This is a genomic window from Cellulomonas sp. S1-8 (genome assembly GCF_026184235.1).
Classification (GTDB): Bacteria; Actinomycetota; Actinomycetes; order Actinomycetales; family Cellulomonadaceae; genus Cellulomonas.
On record NZ_CP110806.1, the window covers coordinates 1,006,132 to 1,025,730 of the forward strand.

Here is a 19,599-nt window from a genome sequence, read left to right on the forward strand (position 1 = left end):
GCAGCCGGGTGGATGCCTATCGTGAGAGCCGTGCATCCTGTCAGTGAACGTATCCGTGACGCCCGTGAGCGCAGCGGCCTGTCCCAGGCCGATCTCGCACGAGCGGCGTTCATGCACCCCAGCTACGTCTCGCACCTCGAGCGCGGCGTGCGTGGCCCGGGCGACGGCGCCCTCGAGCGGCTCGCACGCGCCCTGGGAGTCACGACCACGTACCTGGAGGAGGGCGAGCGCTCGCCCGCCTACCGGGCGTCCGAGGCGGCCGTCGTGCGGGCGCGCCAGCTCGTGCGCTCCGGCCGGGCGACCGAGGCCGTCACCGAGCTCGAGCAGGTCGCGCTCGACTCCCTGGACGTCGACCAGAGCGCGCGGGTCCTGCTCGCCCACGCCGAGGCCCTGGACCTCGCGGGGGACCTCGAGAGGTCGGCCCGGGTCCTCGAGGACACGACGCATCGGCTCGTCCAGGGCCACCGCCCGCAGCGCGCCGCCTACGCCGCCATGCGCCTCGTCATGGCGCTGACCGAGGCCGGTGACCTGCACGGCGCGGTGCGCGCGGGCGAGCAGAACCTGGCCGTGCTCGCCACCACCGCGGCCGGCACGGACGAGCTGATCCGCCTCGAGTCGACGCTCGTGTGGGCGTACGTCGCGCGCGGCGACGTCACGTACGCGCGGGTGCGCGGCGCCGAGCTGCTGACCCGCGCGCTGGTGCACGGGTCCGCGCGCGCGATCTGGTCGGTGCACTGGAACCTCGCGTTCGTCGACGACGCGGCCGGCGACGCCGACGACGCGCTCGCCCACCTGCGCGCGGCGCTGTCGATCGCCGGCGGCGAGGAGGCCGAGCGTGACATGCCGCGCCTGCGCCTCGACCTCGCCCAGCTGCTGCTGGCGGTCACGCCGGCCCGCCCGCGGGAGGCGCTGGCGGAGCTCGACGCCGCCTCGACGGCCCTGGAGGTCGGCGAGTCGCAGGTCGAGCACGCGCGCGCCGCGACCATCCGCTCGCGTGCGTCCCTCGTCCTCGGGCAGAACCGCGCCGCGCTGGTGCACGCCGCCCGCGCCGTCGACCTGCTGTCCACCGGCGAGCGCCGCGACGCCGCGGCCGCGCACGAGGCGCTGGGCGACGCGCTGCTCGCCTCAGGCGAGCGGACCGCCGCCGTCAAGGCGTACCGGCAGGTCGCCGACCGGCTCGACCTCACCCCGGCGGGCCGCACGTCGGCCGTCGCGTGGCGGCGTCTGGGGGACCGGTTGCGCGCCGCGGGCGACGACCGCGCGCGTGTCGCGGAGGCGTACCGGCGCGCGCTGGACGCCGCGGGCGTGGGGACGACGCGCCCCTGACGACCCCCTGCCGCACCCCCTGAGGACCTGCGCGGACGCCACCGCGGGCGACACGCCCGGGTGACGGCCGACATGGGCGTGTCTACCCCGGTGTCGCCTTAGTCATTGCGGTCACGACATCCCCGTAGGGACCATGCCGGAGTGCCGGACAGTCCGGCGCGTCGTTCCGAAGGGGTCCCATCATGAACAAGCTCACCGTTGCCGCCGTCGCCATCCTCGTTGCACTCGGCGGTCTCCTCGGCGCCTCCGCTGCCTCGGCTACCCCCGTGGTCGTCGCCGCTCCCTGCTGCAAGGCCATCTGAGGGAGCGTTCCCGCAATGCGTCGACCGCTCGCGCCGCCGGACCGTCGGACCGCCCCGGTCCCGGTCCGGCGTCGCGAGCCTGGGGGCCCGCGCCGGTGCTACCGGCCGGGCACACCCCTCACCAGCAGCACGGACTCGACGGCGTCGATGCGGATGCAGGGCGCCGCACCCGAGGGGCCGACGAAGATGACGTTGCCGGACAGCAGGCAGGACAGGGGGCCGACGTACTCGCCGCCCGACAGGGTCCGCACGGCCACCTCGCACCCGTCGAGGTGGCTGAGATAGGCGCGCACGCCGGCGAGCGCGGGGTCGAGCGGTTCCATCGAGCGAACCTATCCCGCGTGACCCGGGTGCGGCGTCGCCCGTCCCGGTGGCGTCAGGTGGTCAAGGGTGGAGCACGTGCGTCCCGGCGATCACGACGCGCGCCGACGTCGCCAGACGTCACGCAGCGGCGGCACCGGTGTGCCGGCGGCGGTCAGCGCGGCCCGTGTCCGACGCCGGCTGTGGAGAACGCCGACGACGCCGACGAGCCACGGCACGAGCAGCACGGCGAACGCGGCCCGGTACGCGTCGAGCGTGTAGGTCGTCGCGCCGGCGGGGGACACGAGCTGCAGCACGACGCCGACCGCGAGCACCCCCGCGATCGTCGAGACGAAGCCGCCGGTGTTGACGAACCCGGTCGCGGTGCCGAGCGTGTCGACGGGGGAGAACGTGCGGGCGTAGTCGAGGCCGACGAGCGACACCGGGCCCCCGGCGCCGATGACGACCGCGAACACCACCAGCTGCTCCAGCGGCCGCGGGGTGCTCGGCACCAGCAGCCACACCCACGCCGCCAGGGTCGCCGCGGCGGACGCGAGGACGACCCACGAGCGGCGCAGCGGGTGCAGCGACGTCCACCGGCCCACCAGCGGGCCGGCCGTCATGGCGGCCAGGGTCATCGCGGTGAGCAGCAGGCCGGCCTCCGCCGGGGTGCGGCCCTGCGCGGTGACGAAGAAGGGGACGCCCCACAGCATCGCGACGACGTTGGAGGAGAAGGGCGTGACGAAGTGCGACCAGAACCCGAGCCGCGTCCCGGCGGGCAGCGAGGCGGCGCGGACGGCGTGCACGAAGCGGTCGCGGCGCGCGTCCCCGACGGGCCGCGCCGGTCCGGGTGCGAGGCCGAGCGCCGCGGCCAGCGTGACGACGACGCCCGCGGCCGCGAGCGCGCCGAAGGTCCAGCCCCAGCCGCGGGCGTGCAGCACCGCGGCCACGACCACGGCGGACACGATCTGCCCGGACTGGCCGACGAGCCCGGTGACCTGCACCATCACCGGGATCCGGCGGGGTGGGAACCACTCGGCGATGAGGCGGCACGCGCTGATGAAGATCGCGGCGTCGCCCGCGCCGAGGAGCACGCGGGCGACGAGGGCCGTCGGGACGTCGTCGGCGAGCGCGAGGACCAGCTGGCCGACGGCCATGACGGCCGAGCCGGTCGTGATGAGCGCGCGTGCGCCGAACCGGTCGAGGGCGCGGCCCGCGGGGATCTGCAGGATCGCGTAGACCGCGAGCTGCAGGACGGAGAACGAGGCGAGGCCCGTGGCACTGAGGGTGAACCGCTCGATCGCCTCGACGCCGGCGACCCCGAGCGCCGTGCGGTGGACGACCGCCACCAGGTACGCGGCAGCGGCGACCGCCCAGACGGCGGCCGCGCTCGGGCGCCCGCGCATCGGGTCCTCCGTCCGTCGTCCGGGTCCAGGGTAGGCGTCGCGGACACGTCGTCCGGACGTCAGCTCTGTGAACTTTCACCTTCCGGGTGAGGCCTGGACAGTTGACCAACACCGCCGGATGTCGCACACTTGAACCCGACGGTGCGTATCGCCTGCCCCCTGCGCGGTGCGCACCGTCTCATACTTCAGCATCGACGGGACGGGCCCCTGCGGCCCGTCCCGTCGGTCGTTCCACCCGCATGATTCCGGCGAAGTGCGCCCCGTTCCCCGCCCCCGCCGCCACCCGTCCGGACGCAACCCGCACGGGCACGGCGTGGCCGCCCGGGGATCCGCCCGTCCCGCGGTTACCGTGCCAAGGTGACCGCTCCTGCACGCACCCCCGGCACGGGGACGCCCCCTGCCGGGACCACGCCGTCCCCCGAGGGCGACGTCGCCGCGCCGGACCGGCCCGCGACCGCGGACGGCCCGCCCGTGGCGCTCGTCGAGCCGCCGTCGCCCGCCGAGATGCTCGAGGGCGCCGTCGTCACGTGGCGCGCCGCGCTCGTCGAGGCCGCCGGCGCCTCCACGCTCGCCGACGTCGACCAGCTCGGTGACGCCGCGCTCGACCTGTCGTCCGCGCACCCGTCGGGCATGGCCCAGCTGTTCGCCGGCCGGCCCACCCGGCTGTCCAACCTCGTGCGCGAGCCCGGTGCGCTCTCCGGCGCCCGGCGTCGCGCCCGCGCCGTCAGTGCCCGCGCCGCCGGCTACACCCAGCGTTACGGCATCGCCTCGACGTCCCTGGCGATCGGCGTGGCGACCTGGACCGACCGGTCCAGCGCGGACCTCGCGTCCGACGACGTCGGCGCGCTCGCGCACGTCACCCGCCACCCCCGCACGCCCAGCGGCCGGCCCGCCGGGTCCGACGGCCACGACACCGCCGTGCGGACCGTGCGCGCACCGGTGCTGCTGCGGCCCGTCGGCCTGCGCGCCCGCGGCACCGGCGAGGGCGACTACGAGATCGAGCTCGAGCCCGCGATCGAGGTCAACCCCGTGCTGGCCCGTGCGCTGCGCGGCCACGGCGCCCTGCTCGACCCCGCGGCCGTCGCGCGGGGCACGTTCACCGCCTCCGGGTTCGACCCGCGCGGCGCGCTGCAGCGGCTCGCGTCGCTCGGCGAGGCCGTGCTGGAGGACTTCACGCTCGTCGAGCGCGTCGTCGTCGGCACGTTCGTCCACCCCGGGCAGGTCATCGTCGACGACCTCGACCAGCTCGCGGGGACGCTCGAGCGGCACGACGTGATCCGCGCCCTCGCAGGTCTCGACGACGCCCGCGCGACGCTCGACGTGCCGCTCCCGCAGCCCGTCACGGGCGACCGGGACCCCGCCACGGAACGGGGCGTCGGCGACCTCGACCCCGCGCAGCAGCACGTGCTCGACGTCGTCGCGACCGGCGCCCACGTCTTCGTCGACGCCCCGACCGGCTCGGATGTCACCGGCACGCTCGCCGCGGTCGTCGCCGACGCCGCCGCCGAGGGGCGCACCGTCCTGTACGTGCCCGGGCACCGCCGCGCCGCCGTGTCGCTCGTCGACCGGCTGCGCCGCCTCGGCCTCGGGGAGATCGTGCTCGACGTCGAGCCGCACGCCGGCTGGAGGACCGCCGCCGCGCGTCGGCTGCTCGGCGCGATGACCCTCGAGCCGCCCGTCGTCGACACCGACGCCGTGCAGGCCGTGCGCGGCCCGCTGCTCGAGCACCGCGAGCGGCTGCGCGGGTACGTCGACGCGCTGCACGTGCCGCGCGAGCCGTGGGGCGTGTCCGCGTACGACGCGCTGCAGGAGCTGGCGCGCCTCACCGCGACCCGCCCGATGCCGGCGACGACCGTGCGTCTGACCCCCGACGTCGCGCGCACGCTCGACGCGGGACGCCGCACGCGGCTCGCGGCCGAGCTCGTGCGCGCCGGTGAGCTCGGCGCGTTCGCGCTGCGCCCGCAGGACACTCCCTGGTACGGCGCCGACGTGCGCACGTCCGCCGACGCGCAGGTCGTGCGCCGCCGCCTGGACCGGCTGCTCGACGTGACGCTGCCGCTGCTCGTCGAGCGCGTCGCGCAGGTCGCCGGTGAGACGGGCCTGACCCAGGCGACGACCCTCGACCAGTGGGCCGAGCAGCTGCGCATGCTCGACGGCGTGCGCGCCTCGCTCGACGTGTTCCAGCCGCTGGTCTTCGAGCGCACCGCCGCCGACCTCGTCGCCGCGACCGCCACGAAGCAGTGGCGCGAGGCGAACGACGTGCCCATGGGGTTCTGGGTGCGGCGCCGCCTGCGCAAGCAGGCCAAGGACATGCTGCGCCCCGGCAGGCCCGTCGCCGACCTGCACGGCGCGCTCATCGCGGTGCAGGAGCGCCGCAGCGTGTGGCAGGCGCACTGCCCCGCCGGCGGCTGGCCGCGCCTGCCCGAGAGCCTCGAGGTCATCGAGGACGAGCACCACGCGGTGCGGCAGGACGTCGAGGGCGTCGCCGAGGTGCTGACCTCGACACCCCTGGGCGGGCAGCTGACCTCCACGCCGTTCGACGTGCTGCGCGAGCGGCTGGCGCGGCTGCGCTCCGGCGCGTCCGCGCTGGACACGCTGCCCGAGCGGACGACCCTGCTGCACGGCCTGCGCGCCGCGGGACTCGGCGACCTCGTCGACGAGCTCGCGTCCCGTCGCGTCGAGGCCGCACAGGCGCCCGCCGAGCTCGACCTCGCGTGGTGGAGCACCGTCTTCGAGCACGTCCTGGCCGCCGACCCCGCGCTCGCCGGGTACGACGGCGCAGCGCTCGGTGAGCTGTCCGCGCGGTACGCCGTGCTCGACCGCCGGCACGTCGTCAGCCGGACCGCGCCCGTGCTCGCCACCGCCGTGGGACGCATCGCCGCAGCCGTCCGCTCGCACCGGGACCAGGCCGAGGGCTTGTTCGCCGAGCTCGTCGAGGACCGCATGACGTCGCTGCGGGACACCGTCTCGCGGTACCCCGACCTCGCGCGCCGGCTGCGTCCCGTGCTCGTCGCCGGGCCGATGCTCGTCGCGCAGGTCCTCCCCGCGTCGCGCACCGTCGACCTCGTCGTCATCGACGCCGCCGCGCACCTGCCGATCGAGGCCGCGCTGCCCGCCATCGCGCGCGGCCGCCAGGTCGTCGTCGTCGGCGACGCACGCTGCGCGTCCGGCAGCGCCGTCCGCGACCTCGCGCGCGTCCTGCCGTCCGTCGCGCTGCACGCCGACGCCTCACGCCGCGACCCGTACCTGACGCGGTTCCTCGCCGAGCACGGCTACGAGGGCGTGCTCGTCCCGACGCCGCTGCCCGCGTCGCACCCGCTGGTCACCCTCGAGACCGTCGACGGCACCGGCATGCCCGACCCGGCGACCAGCATGGTCGACTCCACGGCCGTCGAGGTCGAGCGGGTCCTCGAGCTCGTCGTCGAGCACGTCCTGCAGCACCCCGAGGAGTCGCTCGCCGTCGTCACCCTGACCCCCCGGCACGCCGACGCCGTCCGCGAGACGGTCCTGGCCGAGGTGCGCGACAACCCCGCGCTCGCCGCGTTCTTCGACGCCGCACGGCCCGACCCGTTCCTCGTCGTCGACGTCGCGAACGTCGGCGGCCTGCGACGCGACGCCGTCATCCTGTCCGTCGGCCTGGGACGCACCCCGCACCGGCGCGTCCTGCACACGTTCGGCCCCGTCAGCCGGCCCGGCGGGGACGCGCTGCTGCTCGACGCCCTGGGCTCGACCCGGCACCGGCTGACCGTCGTCGCGGCCTTCGGCGCCGACGACCTCGACCCCGAGCGCCTGCGCGGCCCCGGCCCGCTGCTGCTGACCGACGTCCTGCGGTTCGCGGCCGAGCGCGGCGCGCAGGCCGCCGGCCACGCCGCGACCGAGCGCCCGACCGGCGGCCCCGACCCCGACCGTCTCGTGCTGGACCTCGCCGAGCGGCTGTGGCGCCACGGCCTCGTCGTCGACGTCGACCACGGCGTGACCGGCGGTGCCCGCATCCCGCTCGTCGTGGGCCACCCCGACCTCCCCGACGAGATGCTCGTCGCGGTGCTCACGGACGACGCCGCGTACGTCGGTGAACCGAGCGTGCGCGTGCGCGACCGCCTCGTCGGCGACCGGCTCGCGCAGCTGGGCTGGTCGGTCGTGCGGGTGTGGTCCGCCGCCGCGTTCCTCGACCCCCAGGCGGAGGTCGACCGCATCCGCCGCACCGTGCACGAGGCGCTCGTGCAGCGGCTGCCCGACGCCGCCGCACCGGCGCCCTCCACCGTGACGGCCGTGCCGGTGCACGTCGACGACGACGAGGAGAGCGCACCGGTGCGCCCCTACGTCGCGCAGCGTCCCCTGACCGGCGCCGTGCCGGTGGTGCGTCCCGCGACCGGCGCCGTGCCGGTGGCGGGGGGTGCGAGCGGTGGTGCCGCGGTGGTGCGGACCCCGACGGGAGCCGTGCCCGTGGTCCGGACCCCGACGGAGCCCCAGGTGCGTCCGGCGACCGGGGCCGTGCCGGTGGTGCGGACGCCCACGGGCGTGACGCCCGTCGTCGCGACCGGGGCGGCGCGCGCGCCGCAGACGGGCGCGACGCCGGTGGCCCCGACCCCGGTGGCCCCGACGAGCGGACCGACCGCGGCCGGGCCGTCGGCCGGTCCGGTGCAGACCGAGGCGTTCATGGACACCCCCGCGTCGGGCGAGCAGCTCGCGCTGCCCGTGCGGACCGCGACCCGCCCCGACGTGCGGGCCGGGCTGCCGATCAACGCGTACAGCGACGACCAGCTGGACGACCTGGTGCGGTGGCTGCGGTCCGACGGCGCCGAGCACACCCGGGACCAGCTGGCCGACGACCTGCGCGCGGAGCTGGGCATCACGCGTCGGAGCCACCGCGTCGACTCGGCGGTCCGTGCCGCGGTCATGCGCGCCTTCAGCTGACCGACGGCTCGGCTCACGTCGAGCACGTCGCGGATGGCATCCTTCGACCCGCGACGGCGTCCCGTGTCCACGGTGCGGGATGCGGTGCCGTCGAGATCGGCCCTGGGCACCGATACGGCGGTCGTCCGGTGACTCAGCCCGGTCTCGCCGACGAGCCGTCCCACCGACGGGGACGACCGCCGGGGGAGCGGTGGCACCGGGGCGGTGGCGGGTGCGCGAGGATCGGTGCATGAGCAGTGCACCGCGTCGGCCGCGTCGGGCCGTGCGACCGCCCGGGACGGTCGGCAGCGACGAGTCGGTGCTGCGGTCGGTGCTGCCGTCCGCACCGACCGTGATCCCGGCTGAGCCAGCGACGAGACCGGCCGGCCCGGACGAGCCGCTCGGTGCGGACCCGGGGTCGACCGGTTCGCGACCGGCCTCGGCCGGACCCGACGCGGTCGACGACCCGTGGCAGGCGATGCGGTCCGCCGACGACACCGACGGTGGCTGGGGTCGCGAGGAGCCCACGTCGGACGACGACCGCCTGCGACGCGAGAAGCCGCCGCACTGGTGAGTGCGACGGCTTCTCGACGACGGTGGAGCCTGTGACTCAGCCGCCGGGCGGGATGCTCGGTGGCGCACCGGGCGTCGGCGGTGTCCCGGGAGTCCGCGGCGGACCGGCCGCCGGCGACGTGCTCGTCCCGGGCACGGTGCTGCCCTGGCCGCCGGTGGTCGGCGTCGTGTCGTTGAGGATCGCCGGCGAGGGCCGCTGCGCGAGCAGGTCGCGGATCTCCTGGAGCAGCAGGATGTCCTCGGACGGGGCGGCGGGCTCGTCCTCCTCGCCCTTCTTGCGGCGGGCGGCGAGCGCGTTGAGCGGCAGCACGATCAGGAAGTAGATGGCCGCGGCGGTGATGAGGAACTGCAGGAGCGCGTTGAGGATGACACCGACCTGGATCGCGGCGACGGGGTCCTCGCCCGGACCCGGGTCGCGCCACGTGTAGGGCCCGATGTTCCAGACGTTCTCGAGGTCCGGCTTGCCGAAGATCCAGCCGATCAGCGGGCTGATCAGCCCGTTCTGGATCGCGGCGATGACCTGGGTGAACGCCGCACCGACGACCACGCCGACCGCCAGCTCGATGGCGTTGCCGCGCGAGACGAAGTCCTTGAACCCCTGCAGCACCTTCGCCATGCCCGTGACCTGGGGGCTGCCGCCCACGGCCCTGATCCGTTCGCCTGCGCCACGCAGACCACCGCGCACGTCGTCCGACATCCGACCTCCCGCATCAGGGCACACCGCTTCGACGACCTCGCGCAGATCATGGCACGACCACGGCGACCAGCCGGGAGGACACGGACGCCTCCGCGATCCGCACGGCCTCGGCCGGCGTGACGGCGACGAGCACGGGTGGGCCGTCGTCCGCGGCGGCACCACCGCTCAGCAGGCCGGCCGTCGTCGACGTGTCCGCCGGGGCGGGGCGGACCAGCGCCCGGCGGGCCACGGTCTCGCCCGGGCCGCCCTCGAGCCGCGCGGCGACGAGGTCGAGGTGCAGTCCGGGCTCGAGCAGGTCCGCGACCGCGGCGTCGTCGAGACGGACCGCGACGACGACCGTGCCGGGCGGCCCGGTGAGGGTGGAGTCGGCCAGCAGGGCGGGCGTCAGCGGCAGACGGGCCGGCAGGTCGACCGCGGTGACCCGACCGGCCGCGTCGCCGGTCCGCGGCAGCGCACCGGCGGGTGCCACGCCCGGAGGGACGTCGACGACCTCCAGGTCGGCGGCGACCAGAGCGGACCCGGCCGCCACGTCCCGCGCGAGGACGACCACCGGCACGCTCGCCGCGGGCGGTGGCCGGAGCGTGTGGACGGTGACCCCGGCGGCGATCCCCAGGAACAGCGCCGCGACAGCGAACCGCGTCCGCCAGGCGAGCGCCCGCACACGCAGCCGCGTCGGCGGCCGGCCGTGCGGCAGCGGCGGGGGGCGTGAGGCGGCGGCGTCGTGCCGCGGTGACACCGCAGCGGTCAGGAGGGCCATGCCGCGACGCTAGGCGCGCGGCGGGCCGGCCGTGGGGGTGCGCGTCAGACCTGTGGACGCACCCGACGTGCGGTGGTGCTGTGGGCGGCTCGCGTCAGGAGGTGCCGCGGGCGCCGTCGCGCGTCAGGAGGACGCGGCGGGCGCCGACGCGGGTGACGAGGTGCTCGAGCCACCCGACGAGGAGCTGCCCGACGACGTGCTCGACGACCCGCTGCTCGACGAACCACTGCCCGACGACCCGCCCGAGGACGACCCCCCGGACGACGACCCACCGTCCGACGACCCACCCGACGACGACCCGCCACCCGACGAATCCGAGGCCGACGACGTGCTCGACGACCCCGACGAACCGTCCGACGACCCGCTCGACGCGCCCGCCGTGACGGACTTCTTCGTCGACGTCGACGCCCGCGCGTCGTTGCGGTAGAAGCCGGAGCCCTTGAACACGACGCCCACGGACGAGAAGACCTTGCGCAGGCGACCCTCGCACGCGGGGCAGACCGTCAGGGCGTCGTCGGTGAACGACTGCTGGGCCTCGAGGGTGTGCTCGCAGGCCGTGCAGCGGTAGGCATAGGTGGGCAACGTGACTCCCGATCGTCGTCGCCGGGCGTCCCCGGCGGTCCTCGCAGATGGTGCCGGAGGGTGCCGCGGCGCTCGCCGCACGGGCCCGCGGACGGACCGAGTCGATCGACGTGCAGCTCTCGTCGACCTCAGGTTCGCGTGCGGCCCGGCCGTCGTTGGCACTCTCAGGATCCGAGTGCCAACTCTAACGCCACCGTCAAGCGCCCTCACGGGTACCCTGCGACCGTGCCCCGTCGTCACCGCCTGCGTACCGCGCTCGTCGTCATCGCCGTCGTCGTCGTGCTCGCCCTGGTGGTCACGACGCTCGTCCTCGCGCTCGTCGTGCGGCGCCCGCTGCCGGACGTGCAGGGCACGCAGACCCTCGAGGGCCTGGGTGCGGAGGTCGAGGTCACGCGCGACGCCCGCGGCGTGCCGACGATCGTCGCCGAGACGTCGCGCGACCTGTTCGTCGCGCAGGGGTACGTCGCCGCGCAGGACCGGTTCTTCCAGATGGACTACCGGCGCCACGTGGCGTCGGGCCGGCTCGCGGAGCTCGTCGGACCGGACGAGGCCGCCATCGAGGCGGACACGGTGATCCGCACCCTCGGCTGGCGCCGCGTGGCCGAGCAGGAGTGGAGCCTGCTGTCCGAGGAGACGCGCGACCACCTGCAGGCCTACGCCGACGGCGTCAACGCGTACCTCGCGGACCGCGACCCCGGCGCGCTCGCGATGGAGTACACCGTCCTGGGGCTGCGCGTGCCGCAGCAGGCACCGGAGCCGTGGGACCCGATCGACTCGCTCGCGTGGCTCAAGGCCATGGCGTGGGACCTGCGTGCGAACTACGACCGTGAGCTGTCGCGAGCGATGACGTACCGGTTCGTGCAGGACGTCGCGCGCGTCGAGGAGCTGTTCCCCGCCTACCCGCAGGACCGCAACGTGCCCGTGGTCACGGCCGCGGACGTGACCGGCGGCGCGTACCTGACGTCCGCGCAGGTCGGGCAGGACGCCCTGGACCTGGGGGACGGCGCCGTGCAGGACGCGCTGGCGTCCGTCGACCGGGCGCTCGCGGCCGTGCCGCACCTGATCGGCGACGGCGACGGCATCGGGTCGAACTCGTGGGTCGTGGCCGGCGAGCACACGGCCTCCGGCAGCCCGGTCCTGGCCAACGACCCGCACATGGGCATCTCCGCCCCGGGCGTCTGGTCGCAGGTCGGCCTGCGCTGCGCGGACGTGTCCGACGCGTGCCCGTTCGACGTCACCGGCTTCGCGCTCGCGGGGCTGCCGGGCGTCGTCATCGGCCACAACGGCGACCTCGCGTGGGGCCTGACCAACATGGGCGCCGACGTCACCGACTTCTTCCTCGAGCGCATCGAGGACGGCGAGGTGCTGGTCGACGGCGAGCGGGTGCCCCTCGAGGTGCGCACCGAGACCATCGAGGTCGCGGGCGCCGACGACGTCGAGATCGAGGTGCGCACGACGCGGCACGGGCCGATCGTCTCGGACGTGCTCGACCTGGCCGAGGTGCAGCGCGCGCCCGTCCCCGAGGACGCGCCCGGCCTGCGGTTCGACGTCGCGCTCAGCTGGACGGCGCTGACGCCCGGCCGCACCGGCGACGCGATCTTCGCGCTGATGACCGCGCAGGACGCCGACGACGTCGCCGCGGCCGCCACGCTGTTCGAGGTGCCGGCGCAGAACATCGTCTTTGCGACGACCGACGGGCACATCGGCTACCAGGCGCCCGGGCGCATCCCGCAGCGCAACGCGGTCGCCGGCCCCGTCCCGTCGGACGGCACGTGGCCGCGGCCCGGCTGGGACTCGCGCTACGACTGGCAGGGCTGGGTCGACCCGTCCGCGATGCCCCGGGTGCTCGACCCCGCCGAGGGCTTCGTGGTCGCCGCGAACCAGGCCGTGACGCCCGTGGGCGTCGGCCCGTTCCTCGCGGAGGACACCGACTACGGGTACCGCAGCCAGCGCATCCGCGACCTGCTCACGGAGCGCATCGCGTCGGGCGAGCCCGTCGACGTCGCGTCGATGGCGGAGGTCCAGGGCGACCGGCACAGCCCGTACGCGGAGGCGCTCGTCCCCGCGCTGCTGCAGGTCGACCTGGAGGACGAGTTCGACGCCGCGGGGCAGGACCTGCTGCGCGACTGGGACCGGTCGATGGACGCGGACTCGGCGGCCGCGATGTACTTCGCGGCCGTGTGGGCCGACGTCCTGACGCTGACCTTCGCCGACGACCTGCCCGAGGGGCACTCCCCGACGGGCGACTCACGCTGGCTCGAGGTCGTGCGCGTCCTGCTCGAGAACCCCACGTCGATGTGGTGGGACGACCGCTCGACCCCCGGTGTCGTCGAGGGTCGCGACGACGTGCTCGCGCGGGCCCTGGTGTCGGCCCGCCGCGAGCTCACCGCGCAGATCGGCGGACGGACCGACGACTGGGCGTGGGGCCTGCTGCACGTCGCGGCGCCCCGGCACCCCGTGCTGGGCGGCGAGGGCGTGCCCGCCGCGCTGCACACGCTGGTCAACCCCACGCCGCAGCGCGTCGGCGGAGGGTCGTCGATCGTCGACGCCACCGGCTGGGACGCGTCGACCGGGTCGTTCGAGGTGACGTCGGCGGCGACGATGCGGATGGTCGTCGACCTGGGCGACCTCGACTCCTCGACGTGGGTGAACCTCACCGGCACGTCGGGCCACCCGGCGAGCGTCCACTACGACGACCAGCTCGAGGCGTGGGCGCAGGGCCGGCAGTTCCCGTGGCCGTACTCCGCGGCCGCCGTCGAGGCCGACGCGGGGGACCGTCAGACGCTGGCGCCCCCGGAGGACTGACAGGCCCGAGGCCCGAGGGGTCCGCGGACCGACCCTGCCGCAGGCGAGCCCGCGACGACCGTCCAGGTCAGCCCTCGGTCGCCAGGGCGGCGCCGATGCGGCGCCAGCCGTCCGGTGTGGCGACGGCCGTCACCGTCAGGTCGTGGGACTCGCGCGGGACCGTGTCGAGGACCTCGTCCTCGTGGACGAGCGCGACGACGGGCACGTCGGGACGGGCGTGCGCGAGCACGCGGTCGTACCAGCCGCCGCCCTGCCCGAGCCGGGCACCCGAGGCGTCCACGGCGAGCGCGGGGACGAGCACGACGTCGGCGTCGGCGAGCGCCGCGACCCCCAACGGGGCGCCGCTGGGCTCCGGCGGGCGGCCGGGGGCGCGCTCGCGCAGGTCGTCCGCGCCGGTGTACTCGGCCCAGTCGCGCTGCAGGCCCGTGCCCAGGACGGGCAGCAGCAGCCGGACGCCGCGCGCCGCGAGCGCCTCGATGAGCGGACCCGTGCCCGGCTCGGTGGGTCGCGACGCGTACACGCTCACGCAGCGCGCGGCGGCGACCTCCGGGATCGTGAGGACGACCTCGACGAGCCGCTGCGCCGCCTCGGCGCGTCGGCGGGCCGAGCGGTGCGTCCGGCGGGCCCGTACCTGACGTCGCAGGTGGTCCTTCTCCTCGGAGGTGTCACGAGGTCGCGAGCGTCGTGCGGTGCCCTCGTCGGTGTGCCAGGGGGGCTGGGCGACGGCGCTCATGGCATCAGTGTGGCGGAAGCCGGGCCCGGCAGGGGACGCCGGGGCCCGATGTCGCACGTCGGACCGGTCGTCCGGGGCGCGGCGCGCGACCCGGCGGGGGACCCAACGGGCACAATGCGCCCATGAGATCGGTCCAGGACCACCTTGCCGCGGTGCTCGCCGCGGCGGGCCCGGTGTCGCCGCTCGAGGTGATGCTGCACGACGCGTCGGGGTGCATCCTCGCGGCGGACGTCGTCGCGCCGGTCGACGTGCCCGCGATCGCCGTCGCCGCGCGCGACGGGTACGCGGTGAACGCGGACGACACGCAGGCGCCCGGCCGCGACCTGCCGGTCGCCCACGACCTGCACGCGGGCAGCGCCGCAGGCCTGCGGCACGTCGCGGGCACCGCCGTGCGGGTCGCGTCGGGTGCGCCGCTGCCGCTGGGTGCCGACGCGGTCGTGCCCGTCGAGGAGACCGACCGCGGTCAGGCGCGCGTCGCGTTCCAGCGGGTCGCGGCGCCCGGGCAGCACGTGCGGTTCGCCGGTGCGGACGTCCGCGCGGGCGAGGTCGTCCTGACGGCCGGCACGCGCCTGGGGGCCCGGCAGATCGCGCTGGCCGCCGCGATGGGCCGGGGCCGGCTGCCGGTGCACCCGACGCCCCGCGTCGTGCTGCTGTCGGTGGGCAGCGAGCTCGTCGAGCCGACGACCGCCGCCCGCCCCGGCAAGGTCTTCGAGGTCGACGGGCACGCGCTCGAGGCCGCGGTGCGCGACGCGGGCGCGACGCCCGTGCGCGTCGGCATCGTCCCGGACGAGCGCGCGGCGCTGCGCGAGGCGCTCGAGGACCAGCTGGTTCGGGCGGACCTCGTGGTCCTCACGGGCGGGCTGTCCGAGCTGGCGCACGACACCGTCAAGGACGTCCTGGCGCCGCTGGGCACGGTGCGGCTCGACCAGGTCGCCATGACGCCCGGCCTGCGGCACGGGTTCGGGCTCGTCGGCGCGCACGGCCTGGACGTGGGGGAGCCGGGCGGCCGGACCGTCCCGCTGTTCGCGCTGCAGGGGCATCCCGTCGCCGCGCAGGTGTCGTTCGAGGTGTTCGTGCGGCCGGCGCTGCGTGCGATGGCGGGGCACACCGAGCTGTTCCGCCCGTCCGTCGCGGCCGCCGCGACCCACGGCTGGGTGTCCCCGGCGGGCCTGCGGCAGTTCGTCCCCGCGGCGGTCCTCGGCTCCCCCGACGAGGGGTACCGGGCGACCCCGATCGGTGACCCGTCCGCCCCCTCGGTGACCGCCCTCGCCCAGGCCAACGCCCTCGCGGTCGTCGGCGAGGGCGACCGGACGGTGCACCCGGGGCAGGTCGTCCACTGCCTGGTGCTGGAGGGGTGACGTGGAGCGGAGCGGACGGTGCGGGACCGCGGAGCGTCACGCGCCGGGAGCGCAGCGCAGCGGCGCCCCGACCGTGAGTCCGAGGGGTGACGTGGAGCGGAGCGGACGGTGCGGGACCGCGGAGCGTCACGCGCCGGGAGCGCAGCGCAGCGGCGCCCCGATCATGAGTCCGAGGGGTGACGTGGAGCGGAGCGGACGGTGCGGGACCGCGGAGCGTCACGCGCCGGGAGCGCAGCGCAGCGGCGCCCCGATCATGAGCCCGGGGGAGTGAGCGTGGCTGTCGGATGGCCGGTCGTGCTGGTCGACGGAGACGTGCGCCTGCGGCCGCTGCGGCGTCGGGACGCCGACGCGTGGATGGCGTTGCGGGCGCGCAACCTCGGCTGGTTGGAGCCGTGGGACGCGACGAGCCCGGAGCCGGTGCGCGGGCCGCGGCCGACGTTCGGGCAGTTCGTGCGGGCGCTCGCGGCGCAGGCGCGCGAGGGGTCGGCGCTGCCGTTCGCGGTCGACCGTGACGGCGAGCTCGTGGGGCAGCTGACGGTGTCGTCGATCCAGTACGGGTCGCTGCGGTCGGCGGCGATCGGGTACTGGGTGTCGCAGCACGTCGCGGGGCAGGGGATCACGCCGACGGCGGTGGCGCTGGCCACGGACCACTGCTTCGGTGTCCTGGGCCTGCACCGTGTCGAGGTGAACATCCGCCCCGAGAACGGCCCGTCGTTGCGCGTCGTCGAGAAGCTGGGGTTCCGCGACGAGGGCCTGCGCGAGCGGTACCTGCACATCCGGGGGCAGTGGTGCGACCACCGGACGTTCGCGCTGACGGTGGAGGACGTGCCGGAGGGTCTCGTCGAGCGGTGGCACCGCCGCCGCGCCGGCGGGTGAGGTCGAGCGGCCCTTAGCACCGCCCCATGGGGGGACGTCGACGCGACACGCCGCGCCGGTGCGGCGTCGTGGGCGTGCCGCCCCCTACCGTCGTGACGTGAATGGTCTCGCAGGTCCCGCAGCGCTCGCGCTCGTGGTCCTGTGGGTCGCGTATCTGGTGCCGCACCACCTGCGGCACCGCCAGCGGTTGTTGGAGGCCCGGGCCGACGACCGGTTCTCCGCGGGGCTGCGTGTCGTGGCGGTGGCGAGCAGCACGCGCCGCCGGCTGGGACGCAGGGCCGCAGCGGCCGGGATGTGGGGTCCGAGCACGTCGGCGCTGCTGACCCCGGGGACGGGGGTGCCGGCGGCGTACGCCGGCACGCTGACAGGAGGCACCATCGTGGACCGACCGCACGCCACACCCGAGCGCATCTCCGCGGAGGCCGCGCGCCGGCTCGCGCAGGCGCGCGCCGCCCGAGCCGCGTCCGCGGCCCGGCGCGGTGCTGCCGCGCGCCGTCGCGGTCTGCTGGCGGCCGTCCTGGTCGTGGCGTCCGTCGTCGGCTGGGTCGTCGCCGGCGTCGCGCCGGCCGCGACGTGGCTCGTCGGCGCCGTGCCGACGGCCCTGTTCGCGTCCGTCGTCGTGCTGGGGCGCCGCGCGGTGCTCGCCGGTCACGTCGCGGACGCCGAGTGGGTCGCGACCATCGAGCGCGAGGAGCGCCTCGCGGCGAGCCCGCGCACGGGTGCCACGCCCGTCGTCCGGGCGCGCACCGGCGCGACGCCGGCGGTGCGCGTCGACGCGGAGCCGGGGGTGCCGGTGCCGCTGGTGACGGGCCACGCGGTGCGCCCGTCGGACGCGCGCACCGAGGTCTTCGAGCGGATCGTGGCGGACCGCGGCGAGTCCGCGGGTCCGGCGCGGCACGCGACGGGCCAGGTGCCGACGGTGCGACGGGCGGCGACGCACGACGCCGCGACCGCGCAGGACGTCGTACCGGCCGAGGAGCGCGACGGCGAGTGGTCGCCGGTGCGCGTCCCGAAGCCGACGTACGCGATGAAGGCCGCGGCTCCGCGCCGCACGCCCGCACCCCTCGAGGAGTCCGACGCGGAGGCGTCGACCGTCCGCCGCCCCGCGGACGCGACGGCCACGAGCGACGTCGCGACGGCGTCGCCGACCGATGGTGCACGGGTCGAGCCGCCCGCCGCGACGACGGGAAGCATCGACCTGAACGCGGTTCTCGCACGCCGCCGCGCGGCCGGTCAGTAGCCGACGCGCCGGCTGCGGAGGCGGTCCGGCACCCGGTGTGACGTGCACCGCAGCGAGACGTGGGAGCCCGACACGGGTTTCATCCCGTGGCCGCGGTGGTGCTAGTGTGATCCCCGCTTCACGGGGCTGTGGCGCAGTTGGTAGCGCGTCTCGTTCGCAATGAGAAGGTCAGGGGTTCGAATCCCCTCAGCTCCACCCACGTGATGTCGCAGGGCATCGACACCAGGCCGGACCCTCAGGGGTCCGGCCTGATGTGTTGCGGGGGTCCGTCGTCTGCGAAACCGGGTGACATCGGTACGAACCCGTCGACGCGCTCGGTCGCCGCGCCCTACCGTCGACACAGCACGGTCCGCGCCCGTCGGACGTGCCTGGGGGGCACAGCCATGGGGAGATTCCGCGCGACCACGTCCTGCACCTCGGCACGCCGGGTGGTGATCGGCCTGCTCGCCTCGGTGCTGGTCGCGACGTCGACATCGGCCACCGCGGCGGCGACGTCGAGCACCGCGGGAGAGACCAGCCGTGTCGACCTCGGCCGCCTGCTCGTGCCCCGCCTGGTCGATCTCGGTGTGCCCGCGGCGACCAGCTCCGCCTCCTACGTCACCGAGTCCGGGTTCGTCGTCGGGACCTCGGCCGACCACGGCGCGTCCCCGCGGATCTTCCGCTGGAAGGGGGGACGGACCACCTTCCTGCCGGGCGACGTGGTGTGGCACCACCTCGTGGACGTCAACGAGCGCGGCCAGGTCCTGGTCGACGGCAGCCGCGACGGCCGCCACGTCGCCCTGCTGTGGCAGCCCGACGGTACCGTGGTCGACCTCTTCCCGGACCTCGAGTGGGCGTCCGGCCGCGACCTGAACAACCTCGGCGTGGTGGCCGCCGGCGTCAGCGTCGACGGGGAGCAGCGGGCCATGACCTGGGACGACGGCCGTGTGCGCGACCTCGGCGCCGTGGGCCCGGGGACGGACGTGTCGAAGGTCAACGACGCAGGCGTCGTGATCGGCAGCGCCTACCTGCCGGACCGGAGCTCACGCGCGTACGTCTGGCGTGACGGTGCGCTCTCGCTCCTGCCGGTGCCGGACGGGGTGACCTCGACCGCGTTCCTGGTCAACGAGCGCGGTGACGTCGTCGGCAGCGTCGACGGCCTGTCGCCGGACCACGGGCGCTTCCCCCAGAACGTCGTCTGGGAGCGCGGCGAGACGCTCCGGGACCTGGCCACGCCCGGGCTCAGCGTCGTCGCCCTCAACGAACGCGGCGTCATGGCGGGGTACCGGAACCGGGCGCTGACCGAGGACGCACCGCACCACCCCGTGGTCGTCGACCACCGGGGCGTCACCGACCTCCGGACACCACGCGGCGGGCCCGGTGCGGCGACGGCCCTCAACGACCTGGGCGTCGTCGTCGGCTCCGAGGTGCGCGGGACCGATCGGTCCCAGGCGGTCGCGTGGGTCCTCGGCTTCCCGATCGAGCTGGGCGGCCCGACGGGGCGACCCCTGCCGCGCTGGTCCTCGGTGGCGGACGTCACCAACCGGGGGCGCGCGGTGGGAGCAGCGGAGCTGCCGACGGACGGCGGCACCTCACTCCGTGCCGTGATGTGGGACCTCGTGCCCACCAAGAAGCAGATCGAGGCAGTGCTGCCCTGAGCGACCGTGCCGCTTCCTCTGACCACGAGGCAGCAGCAGCAGCCCTCGGCGTCCCGCCGCGAGCACCACCCGTTCGCCGTGGCGGACCGGACCTGCGTGTCGGCGGCCGCCGCT

General features: G+C 76.0%; 14 protein-coding genes, 1 tRNA gene and 1 pseudogene. 10 read left to right on the top strand and 6 right to left on the bottom strand.

Annotation, left to right across the window (positions count from 1 at the left end; all coding sequences use genetic code 11):
• Positions 1–30: 30 nt before the first annotated feature.
• A complete protein-coding gene (locus OKX07_RS04650; protein ID WP_265630690.1) occupies positions 31–1,326 on the top strand; it encodes a helix-turn-helix domain-containing protein in 1,296 nt (431 codons plus the stop codon).
• Between the two features lie 400 nt (positions 1,327–1,726).
• On the opposite strand, the gene OKX07_RS04655 is transcribed toward OKX07_RS04650, so the two are convergent.
• Positions 1,727–1,951 (bottom strand): hypothetical protein, encoded by a 225-nt coding sequence (locus tag OKX07_RS04655; protein WP_265630691.1) that lies wholly within the window; start codon positions 1,949–1,951, stop codon positions 1,727–1,729.
• Between the two features lie 90 nt (positions 1,952–2,041).
• Positions 2,042–3,334, bottom strand: coding sequence for an MFS transporter (locus OKX07_RS04660; RefSeq protein ID WP_265630692.1), 1,293 nt, complete (start codon positions 3,332–3,334; stop codon positions 2,042–2,044).
• Positions 3,335–3,691: 357 nt separating this feature from the next.
• On the opposite strand from OKX07_RS04660, the gene OKX07_RS04665 reads away from it, so the two are divergent.
• Positions 3,692–8,248, top strand: a complete 4,557-nt coding sequence (locus OKX07_RS04665) for a hypothetical protein (RefSeq protein WP_265630693.1) — start codon at positions 3,692–3,694, stop codon at positions 8,246–8,248.
• 229 nt (positions 8,249–8,477) lie between these two features.
• The gene (locus OKX07_RS04670; RefSeq protein ID WP_265630694.1) at positions 8,478–8,801 is read left to right on the top strand and encodes a hypothetical protein; all 324 of its coding nucleotides are present in this window, start codon (positions 8,478–8,480) and stop codon (positions 8,799–8,801) included.
• Between the two features lie 36 nt (positions 8,802–8,837).
• On the opposite strand, the gene mscL is transcribed toward OKX07_RS04670, so the two are convergent.
• Entirely contained in the window at positions 8,838–9,497 is a 660-nt protein-coding gene (mscL, locus tag OKX07_RS04675; RefSeq protein ID WP_265630695.1) for a large conductance mechanosensitive channel protein MscL, read from the bottom strand.
• Between the two features lie 46 nt (positions 9,498–9,543).
• Complete coding sequence (locus OKX07_RS04680; protein WP_265630696.1) at positions 9,544–10,254, bottom strand: SAF domain-containing protein; 711 nt, start codon at positions 10,252–10,254, stop codon at positions 9,544–9,546.
• Between the two features lie 52 nt (positions 10,255–10,306).
• Between OKX07_RS04680 and OKX07_RS20395 the strand changes: the two genes are divergently transcribed.
• Positions 10,307–10,681 (top strand): hypothetical protein, encoded by a 375-nt coding sequence (locus OKX07_RS20395; RefSeq protein WP_322746855.1) that lies wholly within the window; start codon positions 10,307–10,309, stop codon positions 10,679–10,681.
• A gap of 14 nt (positions 10,682–10,695) precedes the next feature.
• On the opposite strand, the pseudogene OKX07_RS20400 reads toward OKX07_RS20395, so the two are convergent.
• Positions 10,696–11,076: pseudogene (locus OKX07_RS20400) on the bottom strand (FmdB family zinc ribbon protein); the annotation flags it as partial.
• Between OKX07_RS20400 and OKX07_RS04690 the strand changes: the two are divergent.
• Positions 11,062–13,641, top strand: coding sequence for a penicillin acylase family protein (locus tag OKX07_RS04690; RefSeq protein ID WP_265630698.1), 2,580 nt, complete (start codon positions 11,062–11,064; stop codon positions 13,639–13,641). The pseudogene OKX07_RS20400 and the gene OKX07_RS04690 overlap by 15 nt on opposite strands.
• Positions 13,642–13,708: 67 nt before the next feature.
• On the opposite strand, the gene OKX07_RS04695 is transcribed toward OKX07_RS04690, so the two are convergent.
• Entirely contained in the window at positions 13,709–14,374 is a 666-nt protein-coding gene (locus OKX07_RS04695) for a 5-formyltetrahydrofolate cyclo-ligase (RefSeq protein WP_265630699.1), read from the bottom strand.
• 122 nt (positions 14,375–14,496) lie between these two features.
• Here OKX07_RS04695 and glp point away from each other — a divergent pair, with 122 nt between their 5' ends.
• The 5 genes from glp to OKX07_RS04720 all read left to right on the top strand — a co-directional run bounded on the left by glp (position 14,497) and on the right by OKX07_RS04720 (position 19,485).
• Positions 14,497–15,732 carry a gephyrin-like molybdotransferase Glp gene (gene glp, locus OKX07_RS04700; RefSeq protein WP_265630700.1) on the top strand — a complete coding sequence of 412 codons (1,236 nt, stop codon included), beginning with the start codon at positions 14,497–14,499 and terminating at the stop codon, positions 15,730–15,732.
• Positions 15,733–16,005: 273 nt separating this feature from the next.
• Entirely contained in the window at positions 16,006–16,608 is a 603-nt protein-coding gene (locus OKX07_RS04705) for a GNAT family N-acetyltransferase (protein ID WP_265630701.1), read from the top strand.
• Positions 16,609–16,705: 97 nt separating this feature from the next.
• Positions 16,706–17,848: a hypothetical protein gene (locus tag OKX07_RS04710; RefSeq protein ID WP_265630702.1), complete on the top strand. Its 1,143-nt coding sequence runs from the start codon at positions 16,706–16,708 to the stop codon at positions 17,846–17,848.
• 122 nt (positions 17,849–17,970) lie between these two features.
• Positions 17,971–18,043 (top strand) — tRNA-Ala (locus OKX07_RS04715).
• A 188-nt stretch (positions 18,044–18,231) separates the two neighbouring features.
• Positions 18,232–19,485 carry a hypothetical protein gene (locus OKX07_RS04720; RefSeq protein WP_265630703.1) on the top strand — a complete coding sequence of 418 codons (1,254 nt, stop codon included), beginning with the start codon at positions 18,232–18,234 and terminating at the stop codon, positions 19,483–19,485.
• Positions 19,486–19,599 lie beyond the last annotated feature (114 nt).

What these genes read in the sequence shown, in the direction of transcription:
- OKX07_RS04655 (WP_265630691.1), bottom strand. Translation starts at nt 1,951, where the DNA reads ATGGAACCGCTCGACCCCGCGCTCGCCGGCGTGCGCGCCTATCTCAGC.
- OKX07_RS04660 (WP_265630692.1), bottom strand. Translation starts at nt 3,334, where the DNA reads ATGCGCGGGCGCCCGAGCGCGGCCGCCGTCTGGGCGGTCGCCGCTGCC.
- OKX07_RS04670 (WP_265630694.1), top strand. Translation starts at nt 8,478, where the DNA reads ATGAGCAGTGCACCGCGTCGGCCGCGTCGGGCCGTGCGACCGCCCGGG.
- mscL (WP_265630695.1), bottom strand. Translation starts at nt 9,497, where the DNA reads ATGTCGGACGACGTGCGCGGTGGTCTGCGTGGCGCAGGCGAACGGATC.
- OKX07_RS04680 (WP_265630696.1), bottom strand. Translation starts at nt 10,254, where the DNA reads ATGGCCCTCCTGACCGCTGCGGTGTCACCGCGGCACGACGCCGCCGCC.
- OKX07_RS04695 (WP_265630699.1), bottom strand. Translation starts at nt 14,374, where the DNA reads ATGAGCGCCGTCGCCCAGCCCCCCTGGCACACCGACGAGGGCACCGCA.
- glp (WP_265630700.1), top strand. Translation starts at nt 14,497, where the DNA reads ATGAGATCGGTCCAGGACCACCTTGCCGCGGTGCTCGCCGCGGCGGGC.
- OKX07_RS04720 (WP_265630703.1), top strand. Translation starts at nt 18,232, where the DNA reads ATGGGGAGATTCCGCGCGACCACGTCCTGCACCTCGGCACGCCGGGTG.